Here is a 26,485-nt window from a genome sequence, read left to right as displayed (position 1 = left end):
GCGCTCAGGCTCACCACAAATCCTTGGTGGCCGTACCGGCGCGCAGGTTATACCCTTCGCGCCACAATGCTGCGCCGATCGTCAGCAGCAGCGTCTTCTGCTCGCCATCATGCTGGTCCCACGTCGCTGCCAGCCAGGTGGCGAAACTCGCGCAGATGGATTCGAGGTCGACGGGCGTCTTGCCCTCGAGGTACTGCCGTTCGAACATCGAAAGCACTTTTTCGGGTGTCATAGGCGCCTCCTACGTGTTGGATGCGCCAAGTCTAAAGGCGGCGCACGGCGTGCGGAGCGTCCGCGGCGCCGAAACCCGGGTTACTCCCAGGCCAAAACGGCGCCACACCCTGCGCCCGGCGGCTAGGCACTAACTCCCAACAGCCAGAGCACGGCACCCAGGCCCGATAAAAACAAAAAAAGGCGCCGAAGCGCCTTTTCCGTCAAACAACACCGCGAGCCGAATTACGGTGCGTTGCGCTTTGCATTGTCCTTGGCGTCTTCCTTAGCGTCGCCATAGGCCTTTTGCACCTTGCCGGCGCCTTGCTGAAGGTCGCCTTTAAGCTCCTTACCCGGGTTGTTGGTGGCCTTGCCGACGGCTTCGTTGACCTTCCCCTTGATCTGCTCGCCTACGCCCTTTACCTGGTCCTTGTTCATGTTCGGCTCCGATATCTGGAATGCCGGCGCATCATTACGCCAGTATCCCGATTCAGCAACAGGTGTGCCCGCGCCGGCCGCCGGCCCGTTTTGCCCAATGAAGCCAGTCGCGAAAAATATTTCAAAAAAGCCCTAAAGTCCCGCCGCGACTTGCCGTAAAGGTGCCATGGAGGGGCTATGGAACGGACACTCATTACGCTAACGGGGTCATCCCAGGCGGCGCTGGTCGACCAGGATATCGCGCATATTGGGCGCGTGATGCGACCGTCTTTACAAGGCGATCTGGGTGGACCGATTCTGCCGGTTGTCTACTGGCGCAAGCGTCTGTACCAATTGCTCGACACCGGCAATCTGTCCCACGCACAGCTGTGCGCGGTCGACAGCCTCCTGCTGCAGTTGGACCAGTTCGAAGCCGAACCCCCGCCAGTCTGGAACGGGTCGGCCGCGGCAACCGCCGCCCCGTTCCAGACGCGGCATCTCGCCGCCAGCCGTCATCTCTGATCTGACGCGCTGCAAGTCTTGACGGCCGGTCTTCCGCACCGGTCAGCCCTACTCTCCCCAGCTAAAAAAAGGCCGCGAACCCTGTCGCGGCCTGAACACGTCGCAACGCGGGGATTTCGCGTCACGCTGTAAGCCTACATGTCCAACTGTGACACTCGCATTTAGGCGAAAACGGTATTCGTGCAACCGGAAATTTTCTGCTCACACTCAGTGAAAATAGGAAAAAGGGACGACCTTAGGTCATAATGTCCGCAAAAATTCCCAGCAAGGACATCCGTGACCCTCGCCGCACCGCTCGACCTGCTCAGACAGGCGCGCGCCCGCTTCACTCAACGCGAAATCGCCGCGCACGTCGGTAAGGACATCAAGACGGTACGTCGCTGGGAAAAAGGCGAGACACCGTGTCCGTCGATGCTCGAACCGGCCTTGCGCGATCTGCTGCATACCAGCGGCCGGACGAAGGCCGGCTCGGTCACCGGCGACGCCCAGTTCCGCTTCATCGATCTGTTTGCCGGCATCGGTGGCATTCGCATGGGTTTCGAGGCGCACGGCGGCGACTGCGTCTTCACGAGCGAGTGGAATGATTTCTCCACCAAGACCTATCGCGAGAACTACCCTGCCGGCGGCGACCATGCGCTGATCGGCGACATCGTCTCCTTTCCCGCCGAAGAAGTGCCGAGCCACGACGTGCTGCTCGGCGGCTTTCCGTGCCAGCCGTTCTCGATTGCCGGCGTCAGCAAGAAAAACGCGCTGGGCCGGCCGCACGGTTTCGAGTGCACCACGCAGGGCACGCTGTTTTTCGACGTCGCGCGGATCATCGCGGCAAAGCGCCCTGCCGCGTTCCTGCTGGAGAACGTGAAGAATCTGCTCTCGCACGACAAAGGCCGCACCTTCGACGTGATCCTGCAGACCCTGCGCGACGAGCTCGGCTACGAAGTGCACTACCGCGTGGTCGACGGCCAGCATTTCACGCCGCAGCATCGGGAGCGCATCATCATCGTCGGCTTTCGCGGCAAGACGTCGTTTTCCTGGGACGATCTGCGTGTGCCGGAAAACGGCCCGCGCCTTGGTTCGATCCTGCATCGCACGGACGGCAGCGAACCGGTGGTGCCGTGGGACCACGATCGCTTCTTTGACCACGCGGGCAAACGCGTGCAACCGAAGTACACGCTCACCCCGAATCTCTGGACCTATCTGCAAAACTATGCGGCAAAGCATCGCGCGGCGGGCAATGGTTTTGGCTTCGGCATGGCTTATCCCGACAGCGTCACGCGCACACTCTCCGCGCGTTATCACAAGGACGGCTCGGAGATCCTGGTCTATCAAGGCGAGCAGTTGCGGCCGCGACGCCTCACGCCGCGTGAATGTGCACGGCTGATGGGCTTTCCCGATACCTTCAGAATTCCAGTCAGCGACACGCAGGCTTACCGGCAGTTCGGCAACAGCGTCGTCATGCCGGTGATGCGGGAAGTGGCGCGCATCATGCTGCCGCATGTAAAAGGACTGCTCGCTCTGGAGCGATACGGCGAGCATGAAGGGCAATAATGATCGAAGTCAGGGAGTCAAGGAGCGATCCACTTTCCACGCCACCTCTCCCCGTCAAGTTCCAGACTCACGCGGACATGGCCAGTTGGATGCAAGTTGAGGTAGTCGATCTTCGAAGCCCTGACATCATGAAGAAAATTCCAGATCTGATCAACAATCTCGTCCAAAGCCAAATCCTCACTTCGTGTCGTACATCAGCACGCGGATGCGTCGCTCATAACGCACACGTGTATACCTCGGTCAGCACCGATCGCCAGTGCCGTCCGAAGCGTCTCCTGACACTGCATGGACCCGGCAGAAACCGCAATGACTTCCGTGACGTGCTCCGCCTCTTTCAGGCGCACCGCTTCTTCAACGGCAATCTCGTCAAAGGGATTCATCGACATCTTCACGTTGGCGAACTCAACGCCTGACTGGTCGGCTTTCACACGAACCTTCACGTTGAGGTCCACCGCCCGTTTGACTGCAACCAATACCTTCATTTCCGGTTCCTTTTCAACGCGTACGATTAAACCCGCAACGTATTTGCTGACAGCGCTTCTTCGTACGCGTCATTCAGCCGCCTTGCACCTTCCTGAATCTCATCGACGCCAGGTGCAGCAAATGACAGACGAAGTGATGCAACGTCCAGCTTGTCTGCGAAGAAGGCCTTACCCGGGACAAAGAGGACCTTGTTGTCGATTGCGGCCTGCAGAAGTATCGAGGAATCCATACCTTCGATTCGAGCCCACACGAACATACCGCCTTCAGGTTGATGGAACCGGATGGCGTCGCCTAGTTGGGAACGCAGTGCGTCGCACAGGGCGTCGCACTTTCGTCGATACATCCCGGTGATACGCGGCAAATGACGCTCCAGCGCACCATCTGCCAGGTACTCGGCTGCCGTAGCCTGAGTCCACGGCGCGCTGCAAAGGTCCACCGTCTGTTTGGCGATGACACACCGGCGGGCAATTTCTGGTGGCGCGACCGTCCAGCCCACTCGCAACCCGGGCGCAACAATCTTGGAGAGGCTTGCAAAATGCACCACCCAGTCGCGCGAACCCGGCACTTCTGTTGACAAGGCGAGAATTGATGGAACCGCCGCACCTGAGAAGCGCAGGTCACCGTAAGGGTCGTCTTCGACGATGAGGAATTTGTACTCGACCGCGAGTTTGAGCAGGGCAAGGCGACGTTCCCGTGAAAGGGTCGCACCTGTCGGATTCGCGAACGTCGGCACCGTGTACAGGAGCCGTGGGCGATTGAAAGTCCCGCTGGAAAGAAGCGCGGACAAAGCGTCGACATCAAGGCCATGTCCATCCACCGGCACCGTGACGACTTCCGCCTGCTGCAGCTTCAATGCCTGCAAGGTCGCGGGATATGCAGGCTGCTCGGTGAGAACAACATCGCCGGGCGCCACCAGGATGCGCAGCAACAAATCCAATCCTTGCTGCGAACCTGTTGTCACAAGCAGTTCTTCTGACGCACACGTCACGCCCCGGCGAGCCATCAGCTTCACTAACTCGGCCTTCAGTTCAGGCAATCCATCCGTCGGGCCATACTGCAGACAACGATTTGACGCCTGGTAAGCTCGCGCCTGAGCTGACTGCAAACCCTCGACGTCAAAAAGGTCGCTGGCTGGATAACCGCCCGCGAATGAAATCATCCCAGGTTCGCTGAGATACTTGAACAGCTCCCGTATCGGTGAACCGGACGGGCTTTGAAAAGGAGCGGTGAACTCGTACATGTCGTGGTTGGCTGGTGAGCGGGCAATAGCAGCAGTTGCTTGCCGCAAGCGCTAAACCGAATGGTCTGTCCGCTAGCGTCATTGCCACCGCCCGTCGATACACAAAGCATCGAATGAAATTTGATGCTTTGATTGTGGTCAGCCGAAGTACAGCCAGCAAACGATATCTATTCACCACCTGATGCCTATTTCTCATCAAGACAGACGTGACAGGCGTTCTCGGGAAATGGACTTCGTTCGATCCAGCCACCAGGCGATTCCTGAGGTTCAACGAAGACGGCGCCTAAGCCCGTGGCTCACGATATCGGCGTCAAGTCGCCGGTGATGCCCGGCACTGGCTTCGCCCGAGGAACGTGTTCGCGCTTCAGCGCCTTCAGCGCCAGTTGTGCGATGTGAATCGACTGCCTGCCCGCGCCCTGTTCGATCTGCTCCCGGCAACTAAACCCATTGGTCACGACTATTGCGGTTGCAGGAGCGCTGCGCACAAGCGGTAACAACTTTTCTTCGGCGATTTTCATCGACAGGTCGTAATGGTCGGCATTGAACCCGAACGATCCGGCCATCCCGCAACACCCCGTATCAAGCAGGGTCCATCGCACGCGGAGCTTGTCGAGCAGTGCAGTCTCACCCTTCATGCCGAAGATCGACTTCTGATGGCAGTGCCCGTGCACGATAACATCCGCGTCGAGCTCCGGCCAGTCGTAGTCTGCACGGCCAACGAAGTCGGAAAACAGGAAGGTCTGCTCTGAAAGTCTTTTCGCCATCGTGTCGTCAGGGAGTTGCTTGAGCAACTCATCCTTGAAGACGGACAAACATCCGGGCTCGAGCCCGATAACGGGCACTCCCGACTGAATGTCATCAGCCAGCTCGTCGACGGCGCTTCGGAGCAACGCGCGCGCCTCATCAAGCAGACCGTAGTCGTACAAAGGCCGACCACAGCACAGTCGCTTGCGCGGCAAAACGACTTCGTAGCCAATCGCAGTCAGCACATCAAGTGCGGCCGTTGCGACCTCGGGCGAAAAGTGGTCGTTGAAAGTATCAACCCAGAGAATCACCTTCTGCGTGGGTGCGGTTATAGCCAGGCTGCCCACGGTCTGCCGCTGCCTGGCCATCGCCCTGAACGTCCGCGGCGCAAATACCGGCAGATGCCGTTGCGGCGCGACGCCCGCGACCCACTTGCTGATACGAGCCAACGGTCGAGCTGAAGTCATGAAATTCGTCAACCACGGAAAACGACTCGCAAGCGGTGCCCATTGACCAATCCTCCCCATGAACATCGCCTGCCGCGGTCGACGATGAGTCTCGTAGTAGTGAGACAGAAACTCAGCCTTGTACGACGCCATGTCGGTATGCGTCGGACAGTCTGATTTGCAACCCTTACATGCAAGGCATGTGTCCAAAGCTTCTTTCACCTCAGGGCTGTTCCAGCCGTCGGTGATGATTTCGCCCTGGAGCATTTCCCAGAAGAGATGAGCTCGGCCCCGGGTGGAGAACTTCTCTTCCCGTGTTGCACGAAAGCTCGGACACATCGTCCCGCCATCGAGGGAACGACACTTGCCCATGCCAATACAGCGCTCAACCGCTCGCTGCATGCCATCGCCTTCCGGGCTTGAGAACGTGAGCCTGGTCGTAAGCGTCACGGGCTTATATGAAGGCCCCATCCGCAGATTCTCATCCGCGCGATACGCATGGACGACCTTGCCCGGATTCAGACGATTAGCCGGGTCCCAGATAGCCTTGAAATCTTCCATCGCCTGCATGATTTCCGGGCCATACATAATGGGTAGAAACTCAGCTTTGGCTTGACCATCGCCGTGCTCCCCAGACAGCGAGCCACCGAAGTCAACGACCAGTTGTGCGGCCTCGCGCAAAAAGCCGCGCCACTTCAGCACACCCTCGCCGGTGCGGATATCGAAGGTGATGCGCGCATGGACACAACCATCGCCGAAGTGACCATACAGGCAGGTTTCATATCCAAATCGGTCCACGAGCGCCTGAAACCTGCGCAGGTAATCCCCGAGTCGCAACGGGTCAACGGCCGCATCCTCCCAGCCCACAATCGGGTCAGGCTTTGACGGGTCCACCGAGAGTGCAACGGCAGATGCGCCCGTCTCTCGAATCGACCAGATTTTCTGCTGCTTCTGTTTATCTTCGACGACAAAACCGCTGACCTCGGCACCGCCGTGGCCGGCCATGAAGTAAGCATGGGCTGCGTTTGCCTGTTCTACGGCATCAGCAACCGTGTCTGCTCCGAACTCCAGAACGACCCAGGCGTCGCCCTCCGGCAACAGCGCAATCTCCTCTTTCTTCAGTCCGCGCGCTTGCAGACCACGAATGATGGCCCGGTCGAGGCCTTCGATTGCGATTGGCGAAAAGCGATTGAAGTGAGGAACGCCATCTGCCGCGGTGTAGATGTCCTGGAAGCCAAGCACGAGCAAAACGCGACACGATGGGCTGTAAACGAGGCGTACCATTGCCTGCAAAGTAACGGCGCAGGTCCCTTCGGTTCCGACGAGCGCTCGAGCAACGTTAAATCCATTTTCCGGCAACAACTGGTCGAGGTTGAATCCAGACACGCGCCGCTTGATTTGTGGGAACTCCTCACGGATTCTTCGCGCATAACGGTCGCGCAGCGCTCGCAATTTTGCGTAAATCTCTCCCTGCCGGCCGCCGCGCGCAATGATTTCCTCAAGCTCGAGCTCCGTGGTCGGACCCACCCAGAATCGCGCGCCATCGTACGTCACGATTTCCAGCGCTTCGATGTTCTCTACGGTCTTGCCACCCATCACCGAGTGCGCACCGCAAGAGTTGTTGGCAATCATTCCGCCAAGCGTGCATCGGCTGTGCGTCGCAGGATCCGGTGCGAAGGTTAAGCCATGCTCTTCTGCCGCGTCGCGCAGGGTATCGCATACAACGCCCGGTTCGACCAGCGCGGTCCGGCTTTCCGCGTCCACAGAGACGATCCGATTGACATACTTGCTCACGTCAGCCACAACCGCCACGTTCACGCACTGGCCATTCTGCGAAGTGCCTCCGCCTCGTGTGAGAAACGGAACATCATTGCGCCGGCACACATCAAGCGCTGCGACGAGGTCGTCCACATCAGCAGGGACCACGGCACCTAGTGGTATCTGCCGGTAGTTCGAAGCATCAGAGGCATACAACGCTTTCGACCCAGCATCGAAACGAACTTCACCACGAAGGGTTTTCCGAAGCTCAGCTTCAATGTCTTGCAGCAGGGCTTTGCTCGCCTGGAACGCGGTAGCGGGCTTCACTTTACTTCGCCGCGTTCGCGGTCATCTTGAAAATCCCTTGGGCATTTCCCGCGTCGAAGCGCAGGTCAGTTGCCCAACTACGCGACGCCTGGTCGAAGTTGCGCTTGCGAGTGATGAACTCATAGAACGAACCCGGGACGTCGCGCGTCACGATTTTTCCGTCATGCGATTTAAACTCGCGCTTGACCGTGTCGGCACGGTAAGCAGTCTGGAATACGCGACCTGAGCGCGACCGCTCAACTTCGGGCTTCATCGGCCGCCCCTTCGCCTTCTCTTCGCCGGACAACTTGAACACATCTTCGACACGGTCCGTGGCGTGGTTGAACGCATTGCCTTCCGTCGCAATCCAGGCCATTTCGGCCGACTCAAGCAGGAGTGCCTCGTAGTCCGCTTCTTGCGGTACTTCATGATGCCGTGCAAAGGCACCGACGATGACAGGCAGCAGTTCGTATGCTGCCTCGATCGGCAGCGAGCCGTCGCGTTCCAGCTCCCATAGTTGCGAGACTGCCGCCGGCGTCAGCGGGTCCTTCGATGTGTTCACGACGTTCGTCACGGCTTGCTGAAACTCACTGGAGAAACGTTCCGGGTGAAGTTCGCTGACGAAAAACTGGGCAATCTCGTCAGGCGCGTCTTCGTGTACATAAGCGCGTCCGGTCATGCCCAGCTTGTCCAACGGGTAGCGGCCGTTCAGCTTGAAACCAAGCGGGCGCAGAATTCGGGTAAATGCGGCTTCGCCCGGCGGCAGTGCGCCATTCTTCGACCAGCGAACAGTGCGCAGCGCACCGTGGTCGAAGTAGACTGAGCCGCCTTTAGCGATTGCATCGTTCGTGTAGATCCGGCCATTCGGCGAGCGGTCCAGCAGGTCTTCGAACAAGGCCATGTTCATCGCATGCGCCAGTTCGGCGCGCGTAACAATCCCGGCCTCCCAGTCCTGAAGCACGGTCGGGAAATTCAGGGTGGCAAAGAGGGAGTCCGTCTTTGCGGGGCCAAGCAGCTTCAGTAACAGATGTTCAACGTTCGAATTACGCATCGCTTATCTCACAGGACACAGCACCGGAAGGCGGAAATTGTTCTTCTGCTGGCTTCCCGAAGGAAGGTCAGCCGTACGTGATTGCATTATTCAAACGGTTGCATATCGCGTAAAGCGAGATTAAATTGTTACTTGATGAGATTTAGGAACTAACATGCGCAAGTTCAAGATTCCCAACATGGGCACGTTGCTCGCATTTGAAGCTTCTGCGCGGCACGAGAGCTTCACGCATGCGGCGAAGGAACTGTTCCTGACGGAAAGCGCCATCTCGCGTCAAATTGCAACGCTCGAATCCAATCTTGGTGTCCGCCTGTTTGTTCGCGCAAAGCAGCGCGTGGTGCTGACTCGTGCCGGGCGGCTATACAGCACACAAGTTCGCCGGGCTCTCGAAAATCTCGACCGCGATACCCTGTCAATCATCGCTCATGGTAGCGGCGGCGGCTATCTCGAACTCGCAGTACTTCCCACGTTTGCGTCTCAGTGGTTGATTCCGCGCCTGAAAGATTTCAACGACCGAACACCCGACGTACGGATAAATATGGGCGTGCGTACTGACACGTTTTCGTTCGAGGAATCACATTTCGAAGCGGCAATTCACTACGGAAAGCCGACGTGGCCGGGCACCTCTTCCGACTATCTGTTCGGGGAAGAGGTGGTGCCCATCTGCTCGCCGTCGCTTTTATCCAAACCCATCAAGAAGCCCCACGAGCTGCTTGGCTACCCGCTGTTGCACTCGACCACTCGTCCCGACGCGTGGACAAGATGGTTATCGGAGCTCGGCGTGGAGGACAACTCCACGATGCAAGGGGTACGCTACGAACTCCATACGATGCTGATCAGTGCTGCCGCCGCAGGGCTAGGCGTGGCACTTGTACCAAAGTTTTTCGTCGACGGGCAGTTGAAGCAACTTGGCCTCATCATTCCCTTTGAGGCCGCAACTGTCGCAGACTCCGCCTACTACCTCGTTTATCCAACGGAACTGAGCCACGGCAAACCGCTCGATCTCTTCAGGACATGGCTTCTGGAACAAGCCGGCGCATATAAGGCGCCGAAGCCGTAATTTCGTGCTTCGCGTTACGGGGAAGAGCCCGGTGGATAATGCTGCTGGAAACGTACATTAATAGAAGCCGCATGTGCAAACCCTGCTCGCCGAGACGATGCATAATGGTTCGAAGCAAGCCCTTTCGCCCTATTCCGGAGCGGCCCGATCCGCCGCCCAACCTCTAACGATGGTCGATATCGTCGACAGCGCAACGCGTAGCCGGATGATGTCCGGCATTCGTGGCCGCAATACGAAGCCGGAAATCCTGATCCGCAGCCTGCTGCATGGTCGGGGTTTTCGCTTCCGTTTGGACGCGCGCGATCTGCCAGGCCGGCCGGATATCGTGCTGCCGCGCTATCGCGCCGTCGTGCTGGTGCACGGCTGTTTCTGGCACGGTCACGATTGCCATCTGTTCAAATGGCCGCAAACCCGGCCCGAGTTCTGGCGCGACAAGATCGGCCGCAATCGCAGCAATGACGGCAAGGTTCGCGCGGCGCTGCTCGCCAGCGGCTGGCGCGTCGGGGTGGTATGGGAATGCGCATTGCGTGGTGCGAATCGCGATATCGAGGGCGTATTGCAGCGACTCGTCGAGTGGTTGAAGAGCGACGTGCCGAGCTTCGAGGAGCGCGACTGAAAGCTGCTTGTAGCCTGCCCGGCTGGAGGGAACTCCGGAGCCGCTGGTGATACACTCGATTGGCTAGCTCGGGGCAGTTTTTGCGTGCCGATGCTGCAGCAATCAGGCAGCAGCTGGCCGGCAGCTCAATGGCGAGCCGGTAGCAAAAAGAACACGCTCCGACCATCCCAGAACCACTCAAGAAGGGAGGCACATGATGGCTGATTTCCGTCTCTGGTCCGACGATTTCCCCACCAACGGCTTTATGCCGAAAGCCCACGAATACCACGACAAGGCCTTCGGTGTAGACGGCGAGAACATTTCGCCCGCGTTGCAGTGGGATGCGCCGCCGGCCGATACCCAAAGCTTCGCACTCACCGTTCACGATCCAGACGCGCCTACCGGCAGCGGCTTCTGGCATTGGGTCGTCGTCAACATTCCGGCTGATGCCCGATCGCTGCCGCGCAACGCCGGCAAAACCGATGGCTCGCTGCTGCCGCAAGGCGCACTGCAGTTGCGCAACGACTACGGCACAGTCGGCTTCGGCGGTGCGGCGCCGCCGCGCGGCGACAAGACGCATCGCTACATCTTCCGCCTGCACGCGCTGAAGGTGCCGCATCTGCCGATCAATGCGGAGACCACGAACGCGGTCGCACGCTTCATGACGCATCTGAACGAACTCGACTCGACCACCCACACCGGTCTGTACGAACTCAAATAACGCGTGAGACGCGATGCCGGTGCGCTGACGCAGCGCCGGCATCGTCGCTGCGTGCCATCCTGCCTTTCCAGGGCGGCACGCAGCGCGCGTGGCTCATCGTAGGATCGATGCGCCGCCACATTCCAAATCAAAAGAACGATGCAACCACAACCATCGCGCAAGGACGGTTCGATGCCAGCCGATGCCGCCCCCGCCGCCCCTCTCTCCGCCGGTACACCGTTTGCGGACAGCACCGAACAAGGCTTGCCGATTCCGCAACGCTATTGGGCGATGCTGGTTATCGCCCTCGCCCTCACACTGGCGGTGCTCGACAGCGCAATCGCGAACGTGGCGCTGCCGACCATCGCGCGCAATCTGCATGCAAGCGCGGCCGGCTCGATCTGGGTCGTCAACGCTTACCAGCTCGCCATCACCATTTCACTGCTGCCGCTTGCGTCGCTCGGCGATCGCATCGGCTACCGGCGTATCTATCTGGCCGGGCTGATCCTGTTCACGGTGGCGTCGTTCGGTTGCGCGTTGTCCACCTCGCTGCCGACGCTCGCGCTCGCCCGGGTGGTCCAGGGCTTCGGCGCGGCGGGCGTCATGAGCGTGAACACGGCGCTCGTGCGCATGATCTATCCGCCCTCGCAGCTTGGACGCGGCGTTGCGATCAACGCGATGGTCGTTGCGGTATCGTCCGCGGTCGGGCCGACGGTCGCCTCCGGCGTGCTCGCTGTCGCCTCGTGGCCGTGGCTGTTCGCAATCAATGTGCCGATCGGGATCGCGGCGATTGTCGGCGGCTTCAAGGCGCTGCCGATGAATCCCGGCCACGAGTCGCCGTACGACTATCTGAGCGCGGTGATGAACGCGTTCGTGTTCGGCCTGCTGATCTTTGCAATCGACGGTCTCGGTCACGGCGAGCACATCGGCTGGGTCGTCGCTGAGGCGATAGTTGCGGTTGTGATCGGCTACTTCTTCGTGCGCCGCCAGTTGACTCAACCTGCGCCCCTGCTGCCGATCGATTTGCTGAGGATTCCGGTGTTCGCCCTGTCGATCGGCACCTCGGTGTGTTCGTTCTGCGCGCAGATGCTGGCGTTCGTGTCGTTGCCCTTTCTGTTGCAGGACACACTGGGTTTGTCGCAGGTAGAAACCGGTTTGCTGATGACGCCGTGGCCGGCGGTGATCATCATCGCCGCGCCGATTGCCGGCGTGCTGTCGGACAAGGTGTCGTCCGGCTGGCTGGGCGGCGTCGGACTCGTTGCGATGACGGTGGGCCTGCTGCTGCTCGCCACCCTCGGCGCGCATCCCGAGCCCATGCAGATCGCGTGGCGCATGGCGCTGTGTGGCGCGGGCTTCGGGATCTTCCAGTCGCCGAACAATCGGACCATGCTGTCCGCCGCGCCACGCGAGCGCAGCGGCGGTGCGAGCGGGATGCTCGGCACCGCACGCCTGACCGGTCAGACGCTTGGTGCGGCGCTGGTCGCGCTGATCTTCGGCATCGCACCGCAAAATGGGCCGACTATCGTGCTGTATGTGGCAGCCTGCTTTTCAGCGGTCGCCGCCGTGGTCAGCATGATGCGCGTGAGGCAGCGCGTGAACGTGCAAGCGGCGTGAGTGCGTTGCAGGCCTAGGCGCATGACCGGCCTGAACCGGCTATCCGCCTGCCCCGGATACAACAAGGGCGCGAATCGCATATTGCGGTCCGCGCCCTTTTTCAATGCTTCACCCTTGTCCAAACAGTTCGACGTGACCAGCACGCGCGGGTCCTGAAGGCCTCGCGCCGTCGTTGATACGACTACGACGACGATGCCGTCACGTCAGCGAGCTTTACCGCTTTGGCCGTCACCGAAGAGGCGGTCGCAACGTTGCGCAGATCGCCGAGGAACGTATCGCGCCAGACCGACAGATTGTTCTCGCGCATCGGCGCCATCATGTCCGCGTGACGCGCCTGACGCTCGGCGAGCGGCATCGACAGCGCACGCTCCAGCGCCTCGGCCATCTGCGACAGATCGAACGGATTGACGACCAGCGCCCCCGGCAGTTGCTCGGCCGCACCGGCAAACTGCGACAGAACGAGCACGCCCGGATCGGCGGGATCCTGCGATGCGACGTACTCCTTCGCGACCAGGTTCATCCCGTCACGCAGCGGCGTCACATAACCGACCTGCGATTGACGGAAAAGCGCCATCAGCAGATTGCGCTCGTACTTGCGGTTCAGGTACAGAATCGGCGTCCAGTCGAGTTGCGCGAAACGGCCGTTGATGCGGCCGGCCTCGCCCTCCAGCGTCTGACGAATGCGCTGATACGTCTGCACATCCGCGCGTGTCGGCGGCGCGATCTGCACGAGCGACACGCGTCCGTGCCAGCCCGGTGCATTCAGCAGCAGCCGTTCGAATGCCTGGAAGCGCTCCACCAGACCCTTCGAATAATCGAGGCGGTCGACGCTCATGATCAGCTTGCGCCCGCGCATGCCGTCACGCAGGCTGCGCACCGGCTTGCGGTCGGTGAACTGCTCGGCGGCCTTGGCGATCGCGTCCGGATAGATGCCGATCGGGTACGCAGCCACCTTCAGGAAGCGGTTGTAGGCGTGCACCATGCCGTCTTCACTCGACGTGCCATGCTGGCCGCGCTCGATAAAGTCGACGAACGACTGGCGGTCCGCTTCGGTCTGGAAACCGACCACGTCGTAGCTGCACATCGCCTTGACCAATTCCTCGTGCGGCGGAATGGTACGAAGTACTTCTGGAACCGGAAACGGAATATGCAGGAAGAAGCCGATGGGATTCTTCACGCCGAGCTCACGCAGGCAGCGCGCGAACGGCAGCAGGTGATAGTCGTGCACCCAGATGATGTCATCGGGTTTGAGCAGATCCTTTAGCTGCTTCGCGAGCGTTGCGTTGACGCGCTGATAGCCCGCGTATTCCTGCCGGTCGTAGCGCGACAGGTCGTTGCGATAGTGGAACGTCGGCCACAGTGTCGCGTTGGAAAAGCCGCGATAGTACTGGTCATAGTCGCGCTTGGTGAGGCCCACCGTCGCGTACGTCACATTGCCCTGCTTTTCGATCACCGGTGCGGACGGCTCGCTTACCGTTTCACCGCTCCAGCCGAACCAGACTCCGCCGGTTTCCTTCAACGCGTCCAGCACGCCAATCGCGAGGCCACCTGCTGCGGGACGGCCTTCCTGGGTCGGCGCCACACGATTCGATACCACGATCAGTCTGCTCATTGGTGCTCCACCTAGTCAGTTGTTTCGTTGCATACGGATATGTGCCAAAGAGGTGCACGCAAGTCGTGTGCCGTTTTATGAGATGCTGAAAATAAAAATGTATGTAAATGTGACAAACGAGCAGAAACGCGCGGTATCAGAGCGCCGCGAGGGAGTTTTTTCTGCTTTGTGCGACGAAACCGGAACCCTTCTTACCGGCCGTCAGACGGGCTCAGGCGTCCTGTTCCGAACCGAGATCGCGTTGGTACTCCAGCCCTTCCTGACGCACGCCGCCCTGGTTGTGCTCGCCGTCTGGCGGCGTATCGGGCGCGACGCGGTTCTGCGCGGCCGGGTCAGGCGACTCCGGCGGGGCGTCCTTGCTGCCGGGCCGGGAGTCGCGCTTCGAGTGGCGCGCGGAACGTCGCAGTGCTGGGTGTCTCATGATTGATGCCTCCGGGGGAAGCCCGCCGCCATCGGGAGCGGCGTCAATTCAGTGTAGGGTTCACGACGGTAAATTGCCGGTAAAAGATGCGCCGGCTTTGTAACAAGTACATAAATTCACTGCGTCGGACTGCGGTCCAGCGCACAGAACATGTCAGAGTTGCATGCTTTAGGCTCGCGACGGCGGACACCGACTGGCTTGTGGCGTTTGCGTGGGCTGCGCGGGCGGATCACCGATCGGCGGCGCAACCGGTTCGATGGGGTCCGGAGTCGGACTTGGAACGGTATCGGGCTCACCAGGATTCGGCGGCTCGTTGGGCTCAGGACGATGAGCGCGCTGCGGGAGGGGAAGCGGAGAAGCGGCGGCGTATTCCGGCATATCGGTTACCTCGTTTTGCATTCAAAAGAATCGCAGCAAGGCGCATGCCGAATAAAAGGAAGGAGAAAAAGACCAACAAATGGTTCGAAGACCTACGCTTCGGTGCGCGCAGCGCCGCCCCGCACAGGGGCAACGCTAATAGACCACTAACAATTCAAGGAAAGGCACTAAGGCCAGAACCACAGACAACAAGCACCGCCAAAGGCAAAAAACCTCAAGCGCCAGCGCCCCCAACTACTCGAGACTCTTCGGCAACATCCCCCTCATCCCGCGCATCATTCCCATACTCAACAAGCCGGTTATAAAGCGTCTTCAAACTAATCCCAAGAATCTCAGCAGCCCGCGTCTTAACGCCACCGCATTGCTCAAGCGTAGCCAGAATCAACTGCCGGTCGGCCTCAGCAAGCGAAGTCCCAAACGGAATCGTAATCGCCGTACCAGCCGCAGGCTTCGACAACGTAATCTGCAACGGCACCGTAGCCGTACTATCCGAATCAGAACCCGACATAATGTGCGCCCGCTGCACATAATTCTTCAACTCGCGCACATTGCCCGGCCACGGATACGACATCAATATATCCTTCACGGCGGCCGGAAAATGCTTCTTCGTGCTGTGCCGTTCGTTGAGTTCATCAAGGAACGCCTGCGCAAGCAAATCAACGTCCTTACCCCGGTCCCGCAGTGGCGGCAGGCTGATCGGAAACACGTTCAGACGGTGATACAAATCGAGCCGCAACTTGCCTTCCAGCACCGCCTGCTCAGGGTCCCGATTAGTAGCCGCAATCAGGCGCACATCCGTTTCGATTTCCTTGGTCGTACCAACCCGCATGAACATGCCGGTTTCCAGCACGCGCAGCAGCTTCACCTGCAACTCGATCGGCATTTCAGTGATTTCGTCGAGGAACAGCGTGCCGCCGTTCGCACGTTCGAAATAGCCCTTGTGCTGACGGTCCGCACCGGTGAACGAGCCGCGCTCGTGGCCGAACATTTCCGATTCGATCAGGTTCGGCGAGATCGCGCCGCAGTTCACCGCGAGGAACGCATGCTTACGGCGCAGGCTGAGCTGGTGCAGCGTCTGGGCGGCGACTTCCTTGCCGGTGCCTGACTCGCCCACCAGCATGACGGAGGCCGCCGTCGGCGCAACGCGGCCGATCTGGTCGTAAACCTCCTGCATGGCCGGCGAGTTGCCGAGCATCAAACCAAAGCGGCCCATGCGGCGCAACTCGCCGCGCAACGTGCCGATTTCCGCCTTCAGGTCGCCGGCGCGCGGCAAGCGCGACAGGATCGCCTTCACGCGCTGCATGTTGATCGGCTTCACCAGGTAGTCGGTGGCGCCCATCTTCAGCGCGTTGACCGCCGACTCCACCGTGGCGTGGCCGGTAATCACGATCACCTCCACACCGGAGCGCGGATCGAGATCTTCAAACAGATCGACTCCACTGCCGTCGGGCAGCTTCAGGTCAGTAAAGACGACGTCCGGCATCTGCCGGACCAGTTGAATGCGCGCTTCGCGCAAATCGCCCGCAGTGGCGGTAGTCAAACCGTCTTCCCCGATGATGGCGGAAAGCGCCTCGCGGGTACCGGCATCGTCATCGACAATCAGTACGTGTGGCATCGCGTCTCGAAAGCCTGAAAGCGTGAATGGGGGGACATGCAAAACCGCATGGTGGGAAGCCGGCCGGCAGCTTTCTGTCGCACTGCAGGTGCGCCCGGATGTGAGCACACACCAACGTTTCGCAGCAGCGCCGGATCTCTGACTTAACTCAATATCGCAACAATCAATAGGAAAAACGCCTAGATAGGTGCCGTATTGTTGTCTATAGACCTATTATACGGCTTTATCGAGGCAAGTTTGTAATGTATGCCAAGTGCCGCTTGCGGAAGCTGCACGCCGATGCCGCCGCATCCGCAAGGCCCTGTTTTTGACCCTCAACTGCGCGGAAACGGCCATGCCCCGCCTTTGCCGTTCGGATGCGCCGAGCCATTTGCTTCATGCGCCGTGTCTGGCGCAGACGGACCGGTATTCGCCGCCGTCACGCTGCCGGGGGGCGGCGCCGAGGGCGTCGCCACCGTGCCGCCCTCGCCTTCCCAGCGGCTCAGTTCACGCGCCGCAGGAACCTGCGCGGCGCGGTTTCGCTGCACGTAGCGCACAGCCAGAAACCCGCCGAGGGCCATCAGCGCGCCGAAGATACCAATTTTGGGTCGTCCCATCGTGAACTCCTTGTTATCGTCAAGCGGACCGGCGTCGGGCACTGCGCATTAGCGCGTGCTGAGGACGCCGAGCAGGAAGCCGGCGCCCGCGGCAATGCCGACCGAGCGCCACGGGTTGCGCCGCACGTAGCGTTCCGCATTGACGGTCGCGACCCGGTAGCGCCGCTGGGCGCTCTCCTGCGCATCGCCGAGCGCCGATTGCAGCGTTTCGACATGCGCGCCTAGCCGCTCGCGGAGCGCATCGACGCCTTCGCCCGGCACGGTGGCGGCAAGCCGCAGCATCTCTTCCGAGTCCGTCAGCAGCACCCTCAGATCGTCGACAATTTTCTGCCTGCCGAGTGCAAGCTGTTGCGTGGTGTCAGTCATCATTCACTCCTATGTCTGAGTTCGGCGTTTGCATCTCGTGTCCGGCACGTCGCGGACAATCGGAGAGCCGCATCCGCCGCCGGCGCGCTTCGAACAGAATCGCTCAAAAGCACACGCATATCGAATTGACGGCGCAAACGTCGTGCCCGGTAAATTTGCCGCCTCCATTCGGCAACGGCATGGGCTCAGGCACTTTCGACTGGGCCTGCGCCCGCCTATTTCGCCGACCGTCACATGGATTGCCGGAAGCGGCGTCAAAGTGGTTAAATCGAATTTCTGTGAGATAGTGGCCGCACGGGTCCGTCTTGCCCAAGGCCTGCGCGCCGCAACACCGAACCCCAATTTGCACAGGACTTCCCGTTTATGGCGTCAATCGAGCTGGACTCGCCCACCGTCTCCCCCGGCGGCAATGCTTCGGCACAGGCGAAGCAGCGCGTCGCGGACGGCATCGCGGGACTGAAATCGTACGGGCTGCTGTATGGCTCGTCGCCGGTGATGCTCGATCTGTACGAACAGATCGAACGCGTCGCCAGCACAGACGCGACCGCGCTGATCATCGGCGAATCCGGCACGGGCAAGGAACTGATCGCCCGCACGATTCACGATCAAAGCAGCCGCAAGGACGCACCGTTCGTCGCCGTGAACTGCGGCGCGATTCCGGACGAACTCATCGAGGCCGAATTGTTCGGCCACGAAAAAGGCAGCTTCACCGGCGCGGTCCAGGGCCGCGTCGGCTACTTCGAACATGCGAACGGCGGCACGCTGTTTCTCGACGAAATCACCGAAATGGCGCCGGTGCGCCAGGTCAAGCTCTTGCGCGCGCTTGAGACCGGTACGTTTTTTCGGGTAGGCGGCAACGAGCTGATCAGTGGTGACGTACGCGTGATCGCGGCGACGAATCGCGACCCCACGGTAGCGGTGAAGGAAAACGGTCTGCGTGAAGACCTGATGTACCGGCTCGCGGTTTTCCCCTTGCGCGCGCCGCCGTTGCGCGAGCGTGAAAACGATCGCGAACTGCTCGCGCAACACTTCCTTGCCTTGCTGAATCAGCAGGAAAACGCGAGCAAGAGTTTCAGCAAACGGTCAATCGAAACGCTGCGGACCTGGTCCTGGCCGGGCAACGTGCGCGAGTTGAAGAACGCGGTGTATCGCGCGTTCATTCTCGCGGAGAAGACGGTTGAGCTGCCGCATCCGCATCTCGCATCGCGCGTGAAAAAACCCGTGACGCAGGGCGATGCGATGAGCGTGTGGATCGGCACACCGCTCGCCGATGCGCAAAAGCAGATCATTCTCGGCACGCTCAAGTATTGCGGCGGCGACAAACGGCGTGCGGCCAAAGCGCTCGGTGTAAGTCTGAAAACGCTGTACAACCGCCTGAGCGCATACGGCGGTGACGAAGGCTCAGACGAAGAAACCGAGCAATAAGCCGTGCCAGGTGCTCGCGCGATTCGTTCGCGTGAGCAGGTGTTTTCTGTGTGCTTGCCGTCTGCTTTTGCGCGCTCCTTGTGCGTTTGCTTTGCATTCCCCGCTCTGCTGAAACGGCCATTTTTGCGGGCCTTTCATCTCATAATTAATCCCTTCGCACCACCAATCAAATCGACCGCTTCCCACCAGAAACCGATCTGACTCGCACCATCTTTTGCAATTGCTTGCACTTTCCCACTGCCAATTACAAATGGCATCCTGCAAAATGCGGCAGCGTACGGCGCAACGATAAGGAAGATGTGCCTTTCGCTCACGCATCATGGACACACGCGAAACATATGTGTGAACGGTGCGTAAGCGAAAGGCACTTGCAGGAGCAGAGACAGGGAAATGCAAAAAAGTATGGTGTGGGTCGAATGGGCGAAACGAACCGCCAACGCGTCCAACGCAGCTAAACGCGGACGTCCGAATACAACGGCACTCGTCGCGTTAGCCGTGGCGATCACGTCGGCGTTGAGCGGCTGTAGTTCGCTCTACTCGGAAGGCGCCACCGCCGGCGCCGGTATCGCAGGCGCAGCGCTCGCGGCCAAGGTCACCAGCAATGCAGCAGTCGCTACTGGCATCGGTCTCGGCGCACTAGCCGCGGCCCGAGCCGGCGTGCAGTACTCGGAACGCGTGGTCCACAAGAACACGCAGGACGGCATCGCCAAAATCGCCGGACCGCTCGACGTCGGCGCAATCGCACCGTGGAGCGTGACCCACTCGGTGCCGATCGAAGACGACGAACACGGCCGCGTCACCGTTAGCCGCACGATCAGCGCCGGCGCGCTCGACTGCAAGGAAATCGTCTTCTCGGTCGATCAGACCGCCACCAAGAATGTGCCGGCGAGCAGCGCGTTCTACGTCGCGTCGATCTGCCGCGACGGCGACAACTGGAAATGGGCGTCGGCCGAACCCGCTACCGAACGCTGGGGCGCGCTGCAATGAAGGCGCTGACGCTTCCACGTTCCTGGAAAGAACACGCGCTGCCTGAGCGGCGGCTCATTGATGGCGCGCGTGCCGCGCTAGTTCCACGTACGCGTGCAGCGGCGCTCTCCGGCAACCGCCTGCGGGTCGTGCTGGCTGGCGCGCTCTGCGTCGGCGTCAGCCTGTTGACGAGCGGCTGCTCGTCGGTCGGCGCGGCGAGCGGTGCCGCGGCCGGCGTCGCGTCAGGCCTCGTGACCTCCAATCCGGCAGTCGGCATCGGCGTCGGCATCGCCGTGCAGGCCGCGACCGACGAAGCCGTCGGCCGCTACATGCGCACCATGCACACCGATCAGCAGAACTTGATCGCCGCGCTGGCGGGTGCCATGCCGGTCGGCGAGACGCGGCCCTGGGCGGTCAAGCACACGCTGCCGATCGAGAACGGCCATGGCCAGGTGCGCGTGACGCGCGCCTTCAGCTCGGCGCTCGCGCTGTGCAAGGATTTCGTGTTCTCGGTTCAGGACGGCGACGGCCCGAACGCCCACGAAGACTGGTACACGGCGAGCGCGTGCCGTCAGGACAAGGGCTGGAAGTGGGCGTCGGCGGAACCGGCAGTCGAGCGCTGGGGCGCTCTGCAATAAAAAAAGCGGCAGGATCTCCCCTGCCGCTTTTTGCCTGAAACGTCTTAATCGACTCAACCGGGTTTAAGACTCTACGTCTTCCAGACTGAAAATTTCCGTCTGGTCGTTGTACGAGAAGATCTCGCCATAACGGCCCCAGTTGATCACTGCGTCGAGCGTCTCTTCCGCGGCGCTGTCCGACAGAAAATCCTCCAACTCCTGCTCGAAACGCACGCGCGGCGCACGATGCCCCGGCCGTTCGTTCAACACCTTCTTGATTCGCGCAGCCAGCGGCACGTGGCGCAGCAAATGTTCCGCGAACATCATCTTGCGCTCCTGGGTGCCGAATTCAGAGAACACGCGCGCCGGCGGCGTCAGGAAAATATCCCCTTCGCGCACGTCGGCAAAACCCAGGTGCTGCAGCACTTCGGCGACCGGGAACAGATCGTCCACCTCCAGATGCAGCGAGCGGGCAATTTCCGGCATGTCGGCACGGCCGTGGTACGGCGCGGCGGCCAGCGTTTCGATCAGACCGGCCATCAGGTTGGTCGACACATGCGGCAGCCAGCTGTGCAGCTCGAGGCCCTTCTTGGTCTTTTCGTCGGTCTGACGCGCGGTCATCTTCGCGTAAATGTCGTCGACCAGCCGGCGGAACGCCGGGTCCAGACGGTTACGCGGATGCTTGAACGGCACCTTGATCTCGGCGATCACGCGGCCCGGATTGGACGACAGCACCAGAATCCGATCGCACATGAACACCGCTTCCTCGATGTTGTGCGTGACGATCAGCACCGCCTTGATCGGCATGCGGCCTTGCGTCCACAGGTCGAGCAGGTCGGTACGCAGCGTTTCGGCGGTCAGCACGTCGAGCGCGGAGAACGGTTCGTCCATCAGAAGCAGCGTGGGGTCGACTACCAGCGCGCGTGCAAAGCCGACGCGCTGACGCATGCCGCCCGACAACTCGCGCGGATACGCGTTTTCGAAACCGTCGAGACCGATCAGGTCGATCGCGGCCAGCGCGCGCGTGCGGCGCTCGCTCGCTGCGACACCCTGCGCTTCAAGACCCGCTTCCACGTTTTGCAGCACGGTCAGCCACGGGAACAGCGCGAAGGTTTGGAACACCATCGCCACGCCCTTGGCCGGGCCGTCCAGCGGCTTGCCCATGTACGTGACTTCGCCGCCGGTCGGCTCGATCAGACCGGCAATGATACGCAACAGCGTCGACTTGCCCGAGCCCGACCGGCCCAGCAAACCGACGATCTCGCCTTCGCGCAACGACAGATTCGCGTCGTCGAGGACGAGCAGCTCGCCCTGCGACTTGTTGAACCCGCGGCACACGTCCTTAACGCGCAGAATCTCCTCACCGAGGCGCGGCGGCATCGGCGGAGTCTGAATCGGCGCAGCGGTCATAGCAGCTTTGGGATTTTGCATCGCGTTTAGCCTTTATTCTCAATCTAGCCGGAGCTTCGCTTCGGCGTAGGCGTACATCGGACGCCACAGCAGGCGGTTGAACAGGGTCACGAACAGGGACATCACAGCGATGCCCACAATGATCTTCGGATAGTCGCCTGCTGCGGTGGTCTGCGCGATGTAAGCACCCAAACCATGCGCGGCAACCTTGGTGTCGCCCCACTGGACAAATTCCGCGACGATGCTGGCGTTCCACGCGCCGCCCGAGGCGGTGATCGCGCCAGTCACGTAATAAGGGAAAATGCCCGGCAGCATGATCTGGCGCCACCATTGCCAGCCGCGAATATGGAAGTTCTTGGCCGCTTCCCGGTAGTCGTTCGGATAAGAACTCGCGCCGGCAATCACGTTGAAGAGGATATACCACTGCGTGCCGAGCACGATCAGCGGCGACAGCCAGATGTCCGGGTTCAGATGAAAGCGCACGATGGCGATCACGAACACCGGAAACAGCAGGTTCGCCGGGAACGCGGCGAGGAACTGCGCAATCGGCTGCATCTTCTCGGCCAGCGCCGGCCGCAGGCCGATCAGCACACCGATCGGCACCCAGATCACCGAGGCGATCGCGATCAGCACCACCACCCGCAGCAGCGTGATGAGCCCCAGTACGAGCACGTGCCAGACTTCATCGAGCGACACGCCGGTTCGCACATACGTGATCACGCGGTACACCACAAAGACCGTGGCAACCAGCACCACCGCCGCCCAGACAATGTCGCCGATACGCGAAGTCTTCTCGCGCTGCGGAATATGGAAACGCGGGCCGCCAAACGCAGGCAACCTGAAGTTGACGCGCGCGGCCTTGGCGAACATCCAGCCGAGCGGCACCAGCAGACGGTGAATCAGATGCGTGCGGCGGATCAGGTCGAGCAGCCACGATTCCGGCGCATTGCCTGAACTGGTGGTTTCCATGCGGAATTTATCGGCCCACGCGACGAGCGGGCGGAACATGAACTGGTCGTACGCAAGAATCACGACCGTCATGGCAAGAATCACCCAGCCGATTGCGTGCAGATTCTTGTCGGAAATCGCCTGTGCGAGATAGGCGCCGATCCCCGGCAAGGTGATTGTATTGTTGCCGACCGTGATGGCTTCGGAAGCGACCACGAAGAACCAGCCGCCCGACATCGACATCATCATGTTCCAGATGAGGCCCGGCATCGAGAACGGCACTTCGAGTTTCCAGAAGCGCTGCCATGAAGTCAGATGAAAGCCGCGCGAAACTTCGTCCAGATCGCGCGGCACCGTGCGCAGCGACTGATAGAAGCTGAACGTCATATTCCACGCCTGGCTCGTGAAGATCGCGAAGATCGCCGCCAGTTCAGCGCCGAGCACACGGCCCGGGAACAGCGCGAGGAAGAACGTGACCGTAAACGAAATGTAGCCAAGCACCGGCACCGATTGCAGGATGTCGAGAATCGGCACCAGCACCATGCCGGCGCGGCGGCTCTTTGCAGCCAGGGTGCCGTACACCAGCGTGAAGGTCAGCGAGGCGACCATTGCCGCCAGCATGCGCAGTGTGGTGCGCATGGCGTACTCGGGCAGATTCATCGGGTCGAGCGAGATCGCCTGAGTCTTGAGCGTCGACATCGGCGCCAGCGTCTCGTGAAAGCCGATCGCCGCCATCGCGATGATGCAGATGATCAGCGGAAAGGCGACAAAGTCCCAGCGATTGGGCAACACCCGCCATGCCGAAGCATTGGCGGTGCGTTTCAGATTGAAGCTGAAATCCATCAGACGCTCTCCCTATTCATACAGGTATTCAAACGCACGCAGGGGGCCGCGGCTTCGACGCGGCAGTCTGTAGATCGGTCCAGACAGCGGAAATCAGGCATGGCAAAACGCATGTGCGCGGTAAATCGTTAGCGTTGGAGACACGTGGACCGGTGGCGGACGGGCCCGTGGGCACGCCGCCCGGGACCGCAACCGTCAAGTCGGGCCCTGTCGCCGCAGGCGCCGCCCGAAGGCTGGCGGGCTTTCCTTGTTTTGGACGGCACGACACTACACCATCCTATGTTTCAGGCACAACCTTTCACGGCAAATAGCAATAAATAGCGTCGAACGCCCCGGCAACCGGCTTCGGCCAGCGACAGTGAAGCATGTAGAGCGAGCCATCTACTGTCGGCCAGCCACTTTCCCGGCAATCTCGATTGCTGCGCGGATCGGGTTTCAAACACCTGGAAAACCCGCGCAGCCATTCAGAAAGCTGATGCACTGCCGTTAAGAACCTGATGGGCAAAGCGGATGTACTTCGCATTCCCGCAATAACGGTGGCGTCAGGCCCCATGACGGTTAAAATCAAGAGACGGCACACCTCTTTGCGGTTTTGCCGGTCCAAACGCGGCCCGCACCGAGGGCGTATCGCCAGCAGCTTCCACAGGCGCGAAACAGCGCCGCGGCGCTGCCACGAATGAGCTAGTTGCATGTCACAGCCAGACGAATCAGAGGGTCGATGAACAGGACAACCTTGCGCCAGGCAACCGGACCGATCAGCTTCGCGCTGATCGTGCTCGTTTGCTGGTTCGTGGCCGGCATGGTCGCGGACCGGATGGTACAGCAAGAGCTGGACGCGGCTTTGCGCACGCAACGCCAGATGTCCACGTCGATCGTCGACAACATGGCGGAGGTGATCGCCAGCGACCTCGCGATGTCTCGGGCCATCCCCGCAACCATGGCCGAAATGGACGTGGTCCAGCACGCGCTGGTGCAATCCCAGAATTATGCCGCGAACGGCGAAGCGGCGGAACCCGCCCTGCGCGCCGCGTTGTTAAAAGACCCGCAGATGCTCACCGTGAGCAATTTCCTGCATGACGCGCAAGGCTTCTCCGGGCTCGACCAGATCTGGCTCGTCAATACCAACGGCATCTGCGTCGCTTCGAGCAACTCCGTCAATAGACCGCTTGCAGCGGAGCACACTTTCGTCGGCGCGGATATGCGCATGCGCGGCTACCTGACGAATGCCCTGCTCGGCGCGTTTTCGGAAGCTTATGGCGTTGGCCGCCAGAGCGGCGAGCCGGGCATCTTCATCGCGGCGCCGGTGTACGCCGACGGTCTGCTGGTGGGGGTCGTAGTGGCCAAGGTGGGGATCGCGCGGCTGCGCCACTGGGTCGCGCATGCCGGCACCTTCGTCGCCGATGAAAACGGCGTCATCATCATGGCGCACAACAGCGCACTCGAAGGCCACGCGCTGCCGAGCTCGCAGGTCACGCAGATGAGCGCCGCCGAGCGCCTGACCATCTATCGCCGCGAAATCCTCCCCGACATCCAGATTCAGGTCGATACGCGGGTGCGCGAACAGGCGCCCTGGGTGCCCGCAGGTGTCGCCGAACAGTTGTTCGGCATGAGCGAGCAGCCGGCGCCATCGCTGTACCAGGCACGCAGCGGCCTGAACTCTGGGCTCTCGGCGCATCTGGTCGATCCGCTCGCGGCCTGGCCCGAACTGCTGCGCAATCATAAGCGCGACCATCTGCTGGTGTTTCTGACGCTGGCCGGCACCGTCGCGCTCGCGTGGGTCATCACCGTGTCCTACGTGCGCGAGCGGCGCCACCATCGCGCCACGCGCGACCTTGCAGAACAATTGCAATCGGCCAACACGCTGCTCTCGGCTGAGGCGCGTCACGATGCGCTGACCGGCGCGCTGTCGCGGCGCTACTTCCTCGACCTGCTGCGCCACGAGATCGAACGCGCGCATGCGGGCAATGAGCCGCTGTGCATGGCGATCGCCGACCTCGACCACTTCAAGCAGATCAACGACCGCTTCGGCCACGCCGCCGGCGACCGCGCGCTCGAACATTTCGTCGACACCTGCCGGGCCGAGTTGCGCGGCACCGATGCGATCGGCCGGTTGGGCGGCGAAGAGTTCGGCTTGCTGCTGCCGGCCACGGATCTGGCGGGGGGCCGCGAAGTCGTCGAACGCTTGCGCCTGCGTCTGAAGGCGATTCCTTCGCCGAAGTTGCCGGTCTCAGTGGGCTTGAGCGTGAGCATCGGCATCACCGAACTCTCGTCCGACGATCTGCCCGAGCGCATCATGAGCCGCGCCGACACGGCGCTTTACGCAGCAAAGACGGGCGGCCGCGACCGCACCGAAGCCCTCCCGCCCGACGACACCGCGCCGCCCGCGCGGACGGTGGTCAACGCCTGGTGACACCTGGCGACGCCTGCTAACGCCAGGTAATGCGCCGGTCGTCTCCGAATTAAATTCGCACCTCGTGCCGCGCGCCCCGATGGGTGCGGTTGCTGATGCAAAGCAATTCCCGGCCTAGGGCGTCCCGTAACGAAGCAGGTATCATCAACCCTCATATTGAGGTTGCCGCTACCGCTCTAACGGGAGA

23 protein-coding genes and 1 pseudogene are annotated in these 26,485 nt (G+C 61.0%); 10 read left to right on the top strand and 14 right to left on the bottom strand.

Annotation, left to right across the window (positions count from 1 at the left end):
• Positions 1-10: 10 nt before the first annotated feature.
• A complete protein-coding gene (locus PQQ86_RS04510) occupies positions 11-232 on the bottom strand; it encodes a hypothetical protein (RefSeq protein ID WP_408265117.1) in 222 nt (73 codons plus the stop codon).
• Between the two features lie 224 nt (positions 233-456).
• Positions 457-648, bottom strand: a complete 192-nt coding sequence (locus PQQ86_RS04505) for a CsbD family protein (RefSeq protein WP_035552219.1) — start codon at positions 646-648, stop codon at positions 457-459.
• A 177-nt stretch (positions 649-825) separates the two neighbouring features.
• Between PQQ86_RS04505 and PQQ86_RS04500 the strand changes: the two genes are divergently transcribed.
• Positions 826-1,149, top strand: coding sequence for a hypothetical protein (locus PQQ86_RS04500; protein ID WP_408265116.1), 324 nt, complete (start codon positions 826-828; stop codon positions 1,147-1,149).
• Between the two features lie 276 nt (positions 1,150-1,425).
• Entirely contained in the window at positions 1,426-2,694 is a 1,269-nt protein-coding gene (gene dcm / locus PQQ86_RS04495; protein ID WP_408265115.1) for a DNA (cytosine-5-)-methyltransferase, read from the top strand.
• Between the two features lie 224 nt (positions 2,695-2,918).
• Here the strand turns inward: dcm and PQQ86_RS04490 are convergent.
• The 4 genes and pseudogenes from PQQ86_RS04490 to PQQ86_RS04475 all read right to left on the bottom strand — a co-directional run.
• Positions 2,919-3,176 (bottom strand): annotated as a pseudogene (locus PQQ86_RS04490) (electron transfer flavoprotein subunit beta/FixA family protein); the annotation flags it as partial.
• 26 nt (positions 3,177-3,202) lie between these two features.
• A complete protein-coding gene (locus PQQ86_RS04485; RefSeq protein WP_408265114.1) occupies positions 3,203-4,417 on the bottom strand; it encodes an aminotransferase-like domain-containing protein in 1,215 nt (404 codons plus the stop codon).
• A gap of 296 nt (positions 4,418-4,713) precedes the next feature.
• Positions 4,714-7,692, bottom strand: coding sequence for an FAD-binding and (Fe-S)-binding domain-containing protein (locus PQQ86_RS04480; RefSeq protein ID WP_408265113.1), 2,979 nt, complete (start codon positions 7,690-7,692; stop codon positions 4,714-4,716).
• Position 7,693: 1 nt separating this feature from the next.
• Positions 7,694-8,722, bottom strand: a complete 1,029-nt coding sequence (locus PQQ86_RS04475; RefSeq protein ID WP_408265112.1) for a DUF1338 domain-containing protein — start codon at positions 8,720-8,722, stop codon at positions 7,694-7,696.
• A gap of 154 nt (positions 8,723-8,876) precedes the next feature.
• On the opposite strand from PQQ86_RS04475, the gene PQQ86_RS04470 reads away from it, so the two are divergent.
• From PQQ86_RS04470 to PQQ86_RS04455, 4 genes are all read left to right on the top strand, one after another.
• Positions 8,877-9,782 (top strand): LysR substrate-binding domain-containing protein, encoded by a 906-nt coding sequence (locus PQQ86_RS04470; RefSeq protein WP_408265111.1) that lies wholly within the window; start codon positions 8,877-8,879, stop codon positions 9,780-9,782.
• A 169-nt stretch (positions 9,783-9,951) separates the two neighbouring features.
• Entirely contained in the window at positions 9,952-10,398 is a 447-nt protein-coding gene (locus PQQ86_RS04465) for a very short patch repair endonuclease (protein WP_408270078.1), read from the top strand.
• A gap of 196 nt (positions 10,399-10,594) precedes the next feature.
• A complete protein-coding gene (locus tag PQQ86_RS04460; protein ID WP_054035050.1) occupies positions 10,595-11,098 on the top strand; it encodes a YbhB/YbcL family Raf kinase inhibitor-like protein in 504 nt (167 codons plus the stop codon).
• A 138-nt stretch (positions 11,099-11,236) separates the two neighbouring features.
• Entirely contained in the window at positions 11,237-12,691 is a 1,455-nt protein-coding gene (locus PQQ86_RS04455; RefSeq protein ID WP_408265110.1) for an MFS transporter, read from the top strand.
• Between the two features lie 181 nt (positions 12,692-12,872).
• On the opposite strand, the gene otsA is transcribed toward PQQ86_RS04455, so the two are convergent.
• The 6 genes from otsA to PQQ86_RS04425 form a co-directional block, all read right to left on the bottom strand.
• Entirely contained in the window at positions 12,873-14,303 is a 1,431-nt protein-coding gene (gene otsA, locus PQQ86_RS04450; protein ID WP_408265109.1) for an alpha,alpha-trehalose-phosphate synthase (UDP-forming), read from the bottom strand.
• Between the two features lie 211 nt (positions 14,304-14,514).
• Complete coding sequence (locus PQQ86_RS04445) at positions 14,515-14,724, bottom strand: hypothetical protein (RefSeq protein WP_408265108.1); 210 nt, start codon at positions 14,722-14,724, stop codon at positions 14,515-14,517.
• A gap of 168 nt (positions 14,725-14,892) precedes the next feature.
• Positions 14,893-15,102: a hypothetical protein gene (locus tag PQQ86_RS04440; RefSeq protein ID WP_408270074.1), complete on the bottom strand. Its 210-nt coding sequence runs from the start codon at positions 15,100-15,102 to the stop codon at positions 14,893-14,895.
• Positions 15,103-15,316: 214 nt separating this feature from the next.
• On the bottom strand, positions 15,317-16,717 hold the full coding sequence (locus PQQ86_RS04435) for a sigma-54-dependent transcriptional regulator (protein WP_408265107.1): 1,401 nt from the start codon (positions 16,715-16,717) through the stop codon (positions 15,317-15,319).
• Positions 16,718-17,031: 314 nt separating this feature from the next.
• Complete coding sequence (locus PQQ86_RS04430) at positions 17,032-17,313, bottom strand: hypothetical protein (protein WP_408265106.1); 282 nt, start codon at positions 17,311-17,313, stop codon at positions 17,032-17,034.
• A 48-nt stretch (positions 17,314-17,361) separates the two neighbouring features.
• Positions 17,362-17,679, bottom strand: coding sequence for an ElaB/YgaM/YqjD family protein (locus PQQ86_RS04425; RefSeq protein ID WP_408270071.1), 318 nt, complete (start codon positions 17,677-17,679; stop codon positions 17,362-17,364).
• A 363-nt stretch (positions 17,680-18,042) separates the two neighbouring features.
• On the opposite strand from PQQ86_RS04425, the gene PQQ86_RS04420 reads away from it, so the two are divergent.
• The 3 genes from PQQ86_RS04420 (at position 18,043) to PQQ86_RS04410 (ending at position 20,708) form a co-directional block, all read left to right on the top strand.
• A complete protein-coding gene (locus PQQ86_RS04420) occupies positions 18,043-19,104 on the top strand; it encodes a sigma-54 interaction domain-containing protein (protein WP_408265105.1) in 1,062 nt (353 codons plus the stop codon).
• A gap of 390 nt (positions 19,105-19,494) precedes the next feature.
• A complete protein-coding gene (locus PQQ86_RS04415; RefSeq protein ID WP_408265104.1) occupies positions 19,495-20,091 on the top strand; it encodes a hypothetical protein in 597 nt (198 codons plus the stop codon).
• Positions 20,088-20,708, top strand: coding sequence for a hypothetical protein (locus tag PQQ86_RS04410; protein ID WP_408265103.1), 621 nt, complete (start codon positions 20,088-20,090; stop codon positions 20,706-20,708). Before PQQ86_RS04415 ends, PQQ86_RS04410 begins: the two co-directional genes overlap by 4 nt.
• Positions 20,709-20,771: 63 nt before the next feature.
• Here PQQ86_RS04410 and PQQ86_RS04405 read toward each other — a convergent pair whose 3' ends face one another.
• The gene (locus PQQ86_RS04405) at positions 20,772-22,118 is read right to left on the bottom strand and encodes an ABC transporter ATP-binding protein (protein WP_175052744.1); all 1,347 of its coding nucleotides are present in this window, start codon (positions 22,116-22,118) and stop codon (positions 20,772-20,774) included.
• Between the two features lie 18 nt (positions 22,119-22,136).
• Positions 22,137-23,888, bottom strand: a complete 1,752-nt coding sequence (locus PQQ86_RS04400; protein WP_408265102.1) for an ABC transporter permease — start codon at positions 23,886-23,888, stop codon at positions 22,137-22,139.
• Positions 23,889-24,606: 718 nt separating this feature from the next.
• On the opposite strand from PQQ86_RS04400, the gene PQQ86_RS04395 reads away from it, so the two are divergent.
• Positions 24,607-26,298, top strand: coding sequence for a sensor domain-containing diguanylate cyclase (locus PQQ86_RS04395; protein WP_408265101.1), 1,692 nt, complete (start codon positions 24,607-24,609; stop codon positions 26,296-26,298).
• Positions 26,299-26,485: the final 187 nt, after the last annotated feature.

This window comes from Paraburkholderia sediminicola (genome assembly GCF_046026675.1).
GTDB classification, from domain to species: Bacteria; Pseudomonadota; Gammaproteobacteria; order Burkholderiales; family Burkholderiaceae; genus Paraburkholderia; species Paraburkholderia sediminicola_F.
Note: the sequence above shows the minus strand (reverse complement) of the source record. Positions and strands in the feature narration are given on the sequence as shown.

Bases quoted from the DNA above. Each gene is read 5' to 3' on its own strand.
- PQQ86_RS04500 (WP_408265116.1), top strand. From the start codon at position 826: ATGGAACGGACACTCATTACGCTAACGGGGTCATCCCAGGCGGCGCTG.
- PQQ86_RS04460 (WP_054035050.1), top strand. From the start codon at position 10,595: ATGGCTGATTTCCGTCTCTGGTCCGACGATTTCCCCACCAACGGCTTT.
- PQQ86_RS04430 (WP_408265106.1), bottom strand. From the start codon at position 17,313: ATGGGACGACCCAAAATTGGTATCTTCGGCGCGCTGATGGCCCTCGGC.
- PQQ86_RS04455 (WP_408265110.1), top strand. From the start codon at position 11,237: ATGCAACCACAACCATCGCGCAAGGACGGTTCGATGCCAGCCGATGCC.
- PQQ86_RS04505 (WP_035552219.1), bottom strand. From the start codon at position 648: ATGAACAAGGACCAGGTAAAGGGCGTAGGCGAGCAGATCAAGGGGAAG.
- PQQ86_RS04420 (WP_408265105.1), top strand. From the start codon at position 18,043: ATGGCGTCAATCGAGCTGGACTCGCCCACCGTCTCCCCCGGCGGCAAT.
- PQQ86_RS04400 (WP_408265102.1), bottom strand. From the start codon at position 23,888: ATGGATTTCAGCTTCAATCTGAAACGCACCGCCAATGCTTCGGCATGG.
- PQQ86_RS04485 (WP_408265114.1), bottom strand. From the start codon at position 4,417: ATGTACGAGTTCACCGCTCCTTTTCAAAGCCCGTCCGGTTCACCGATA.
- PQQ86_RS04510 (WP_408265117.1), bottom strand. From the start codon at position 232: ATGACACCCGAAAAAGTGCTTTCGATGTTCGAACGGCAGTACCTCGAG.
- PQQ86_RS04405 (WP_175052744.1), bottom strand. From the start codon at position 22,118: ATGCAAAATCCCAAAGCTGCTATGACCGCTGCGCCGATTCAGACTCCG.
- PQQ86_RS04395 (WP_408265101.1), top strand. From the start codon at position 24,607: ATGAACAGGACAACCTTGCGCCAGGCAACCGGACCGATCAGCTTCGCG.
- PQQ86_RS04415 (WP_408265104.1), top strand. From the start codon at position 19,495: ATGCAAAAAAGTATGGTGTGGGTCGAATGGGCGAAACGAACCGCCAAC.
- PQQ86_RS04475 (WP_408265112.1), bottom strand. From the start codon at position 8,722: ATGCGTAATTCGAACGTTGAACATCTGTTACTGAAGCTGCTTGGCCCC.
- PQQ86_RS04445 (WP_408265108.1), bottom strand. From the start codon at position 14,724: ATGAGACACCCAGCACTGCGACGTTCCGCGCGCCACTCGAAGCGCGAC.
- PQQ86_RS04410 (WP_408265103.1), top strand. From the start codon at position 20,088: ATGAAGGCGCTGACGCTTCCACGTTCCTGGAAAGAACACGCGCTGCCT.
- otsA (WP_408265109.1), bottom strand. From the start codon at position 14,303: ATGAGCAGACTGATCGTGGTATCGAATCGTGTGGCGCCGACCCAGGAA.
- PQQ86_RS04435 (WP_408265107.1), bottom strand. From the start codon at position 16,717: ATGCCACACGTACTGATTGTCGATGACGATGCCGGTACCCGCGAGGCG.
- PQQ86_RS04465 (WP_408270078.1), top strand. From the start codon at position 9,952: ATGGTCGATATCGTCGACAGCGCAACGCGTAGCCGGATGATGTCCGGC.
- PQQ86_RS04440 (WP_408270074.1), bottom strand. From the start codon at position 15,102: ATGCCGGAATACGCCGCCGCTTCTCCGCTTCCCCTCCCGCAGCGCGCT.
- PQQ86_RS04425 (WP_408270071.1), bottom strand. From the start codon at position 17,679: ATGACTGACACCACGCAACAGCTTGCACTCGGCAGGCAGAAAATTGTC.
- PQQ86_RS04470 (WP_408265111.1), top strand. From the start codon at position 8,877: ATGCGCAAGTTCAAGATTCCCAACATGGGCACGTTGCTCGCATTTGAA.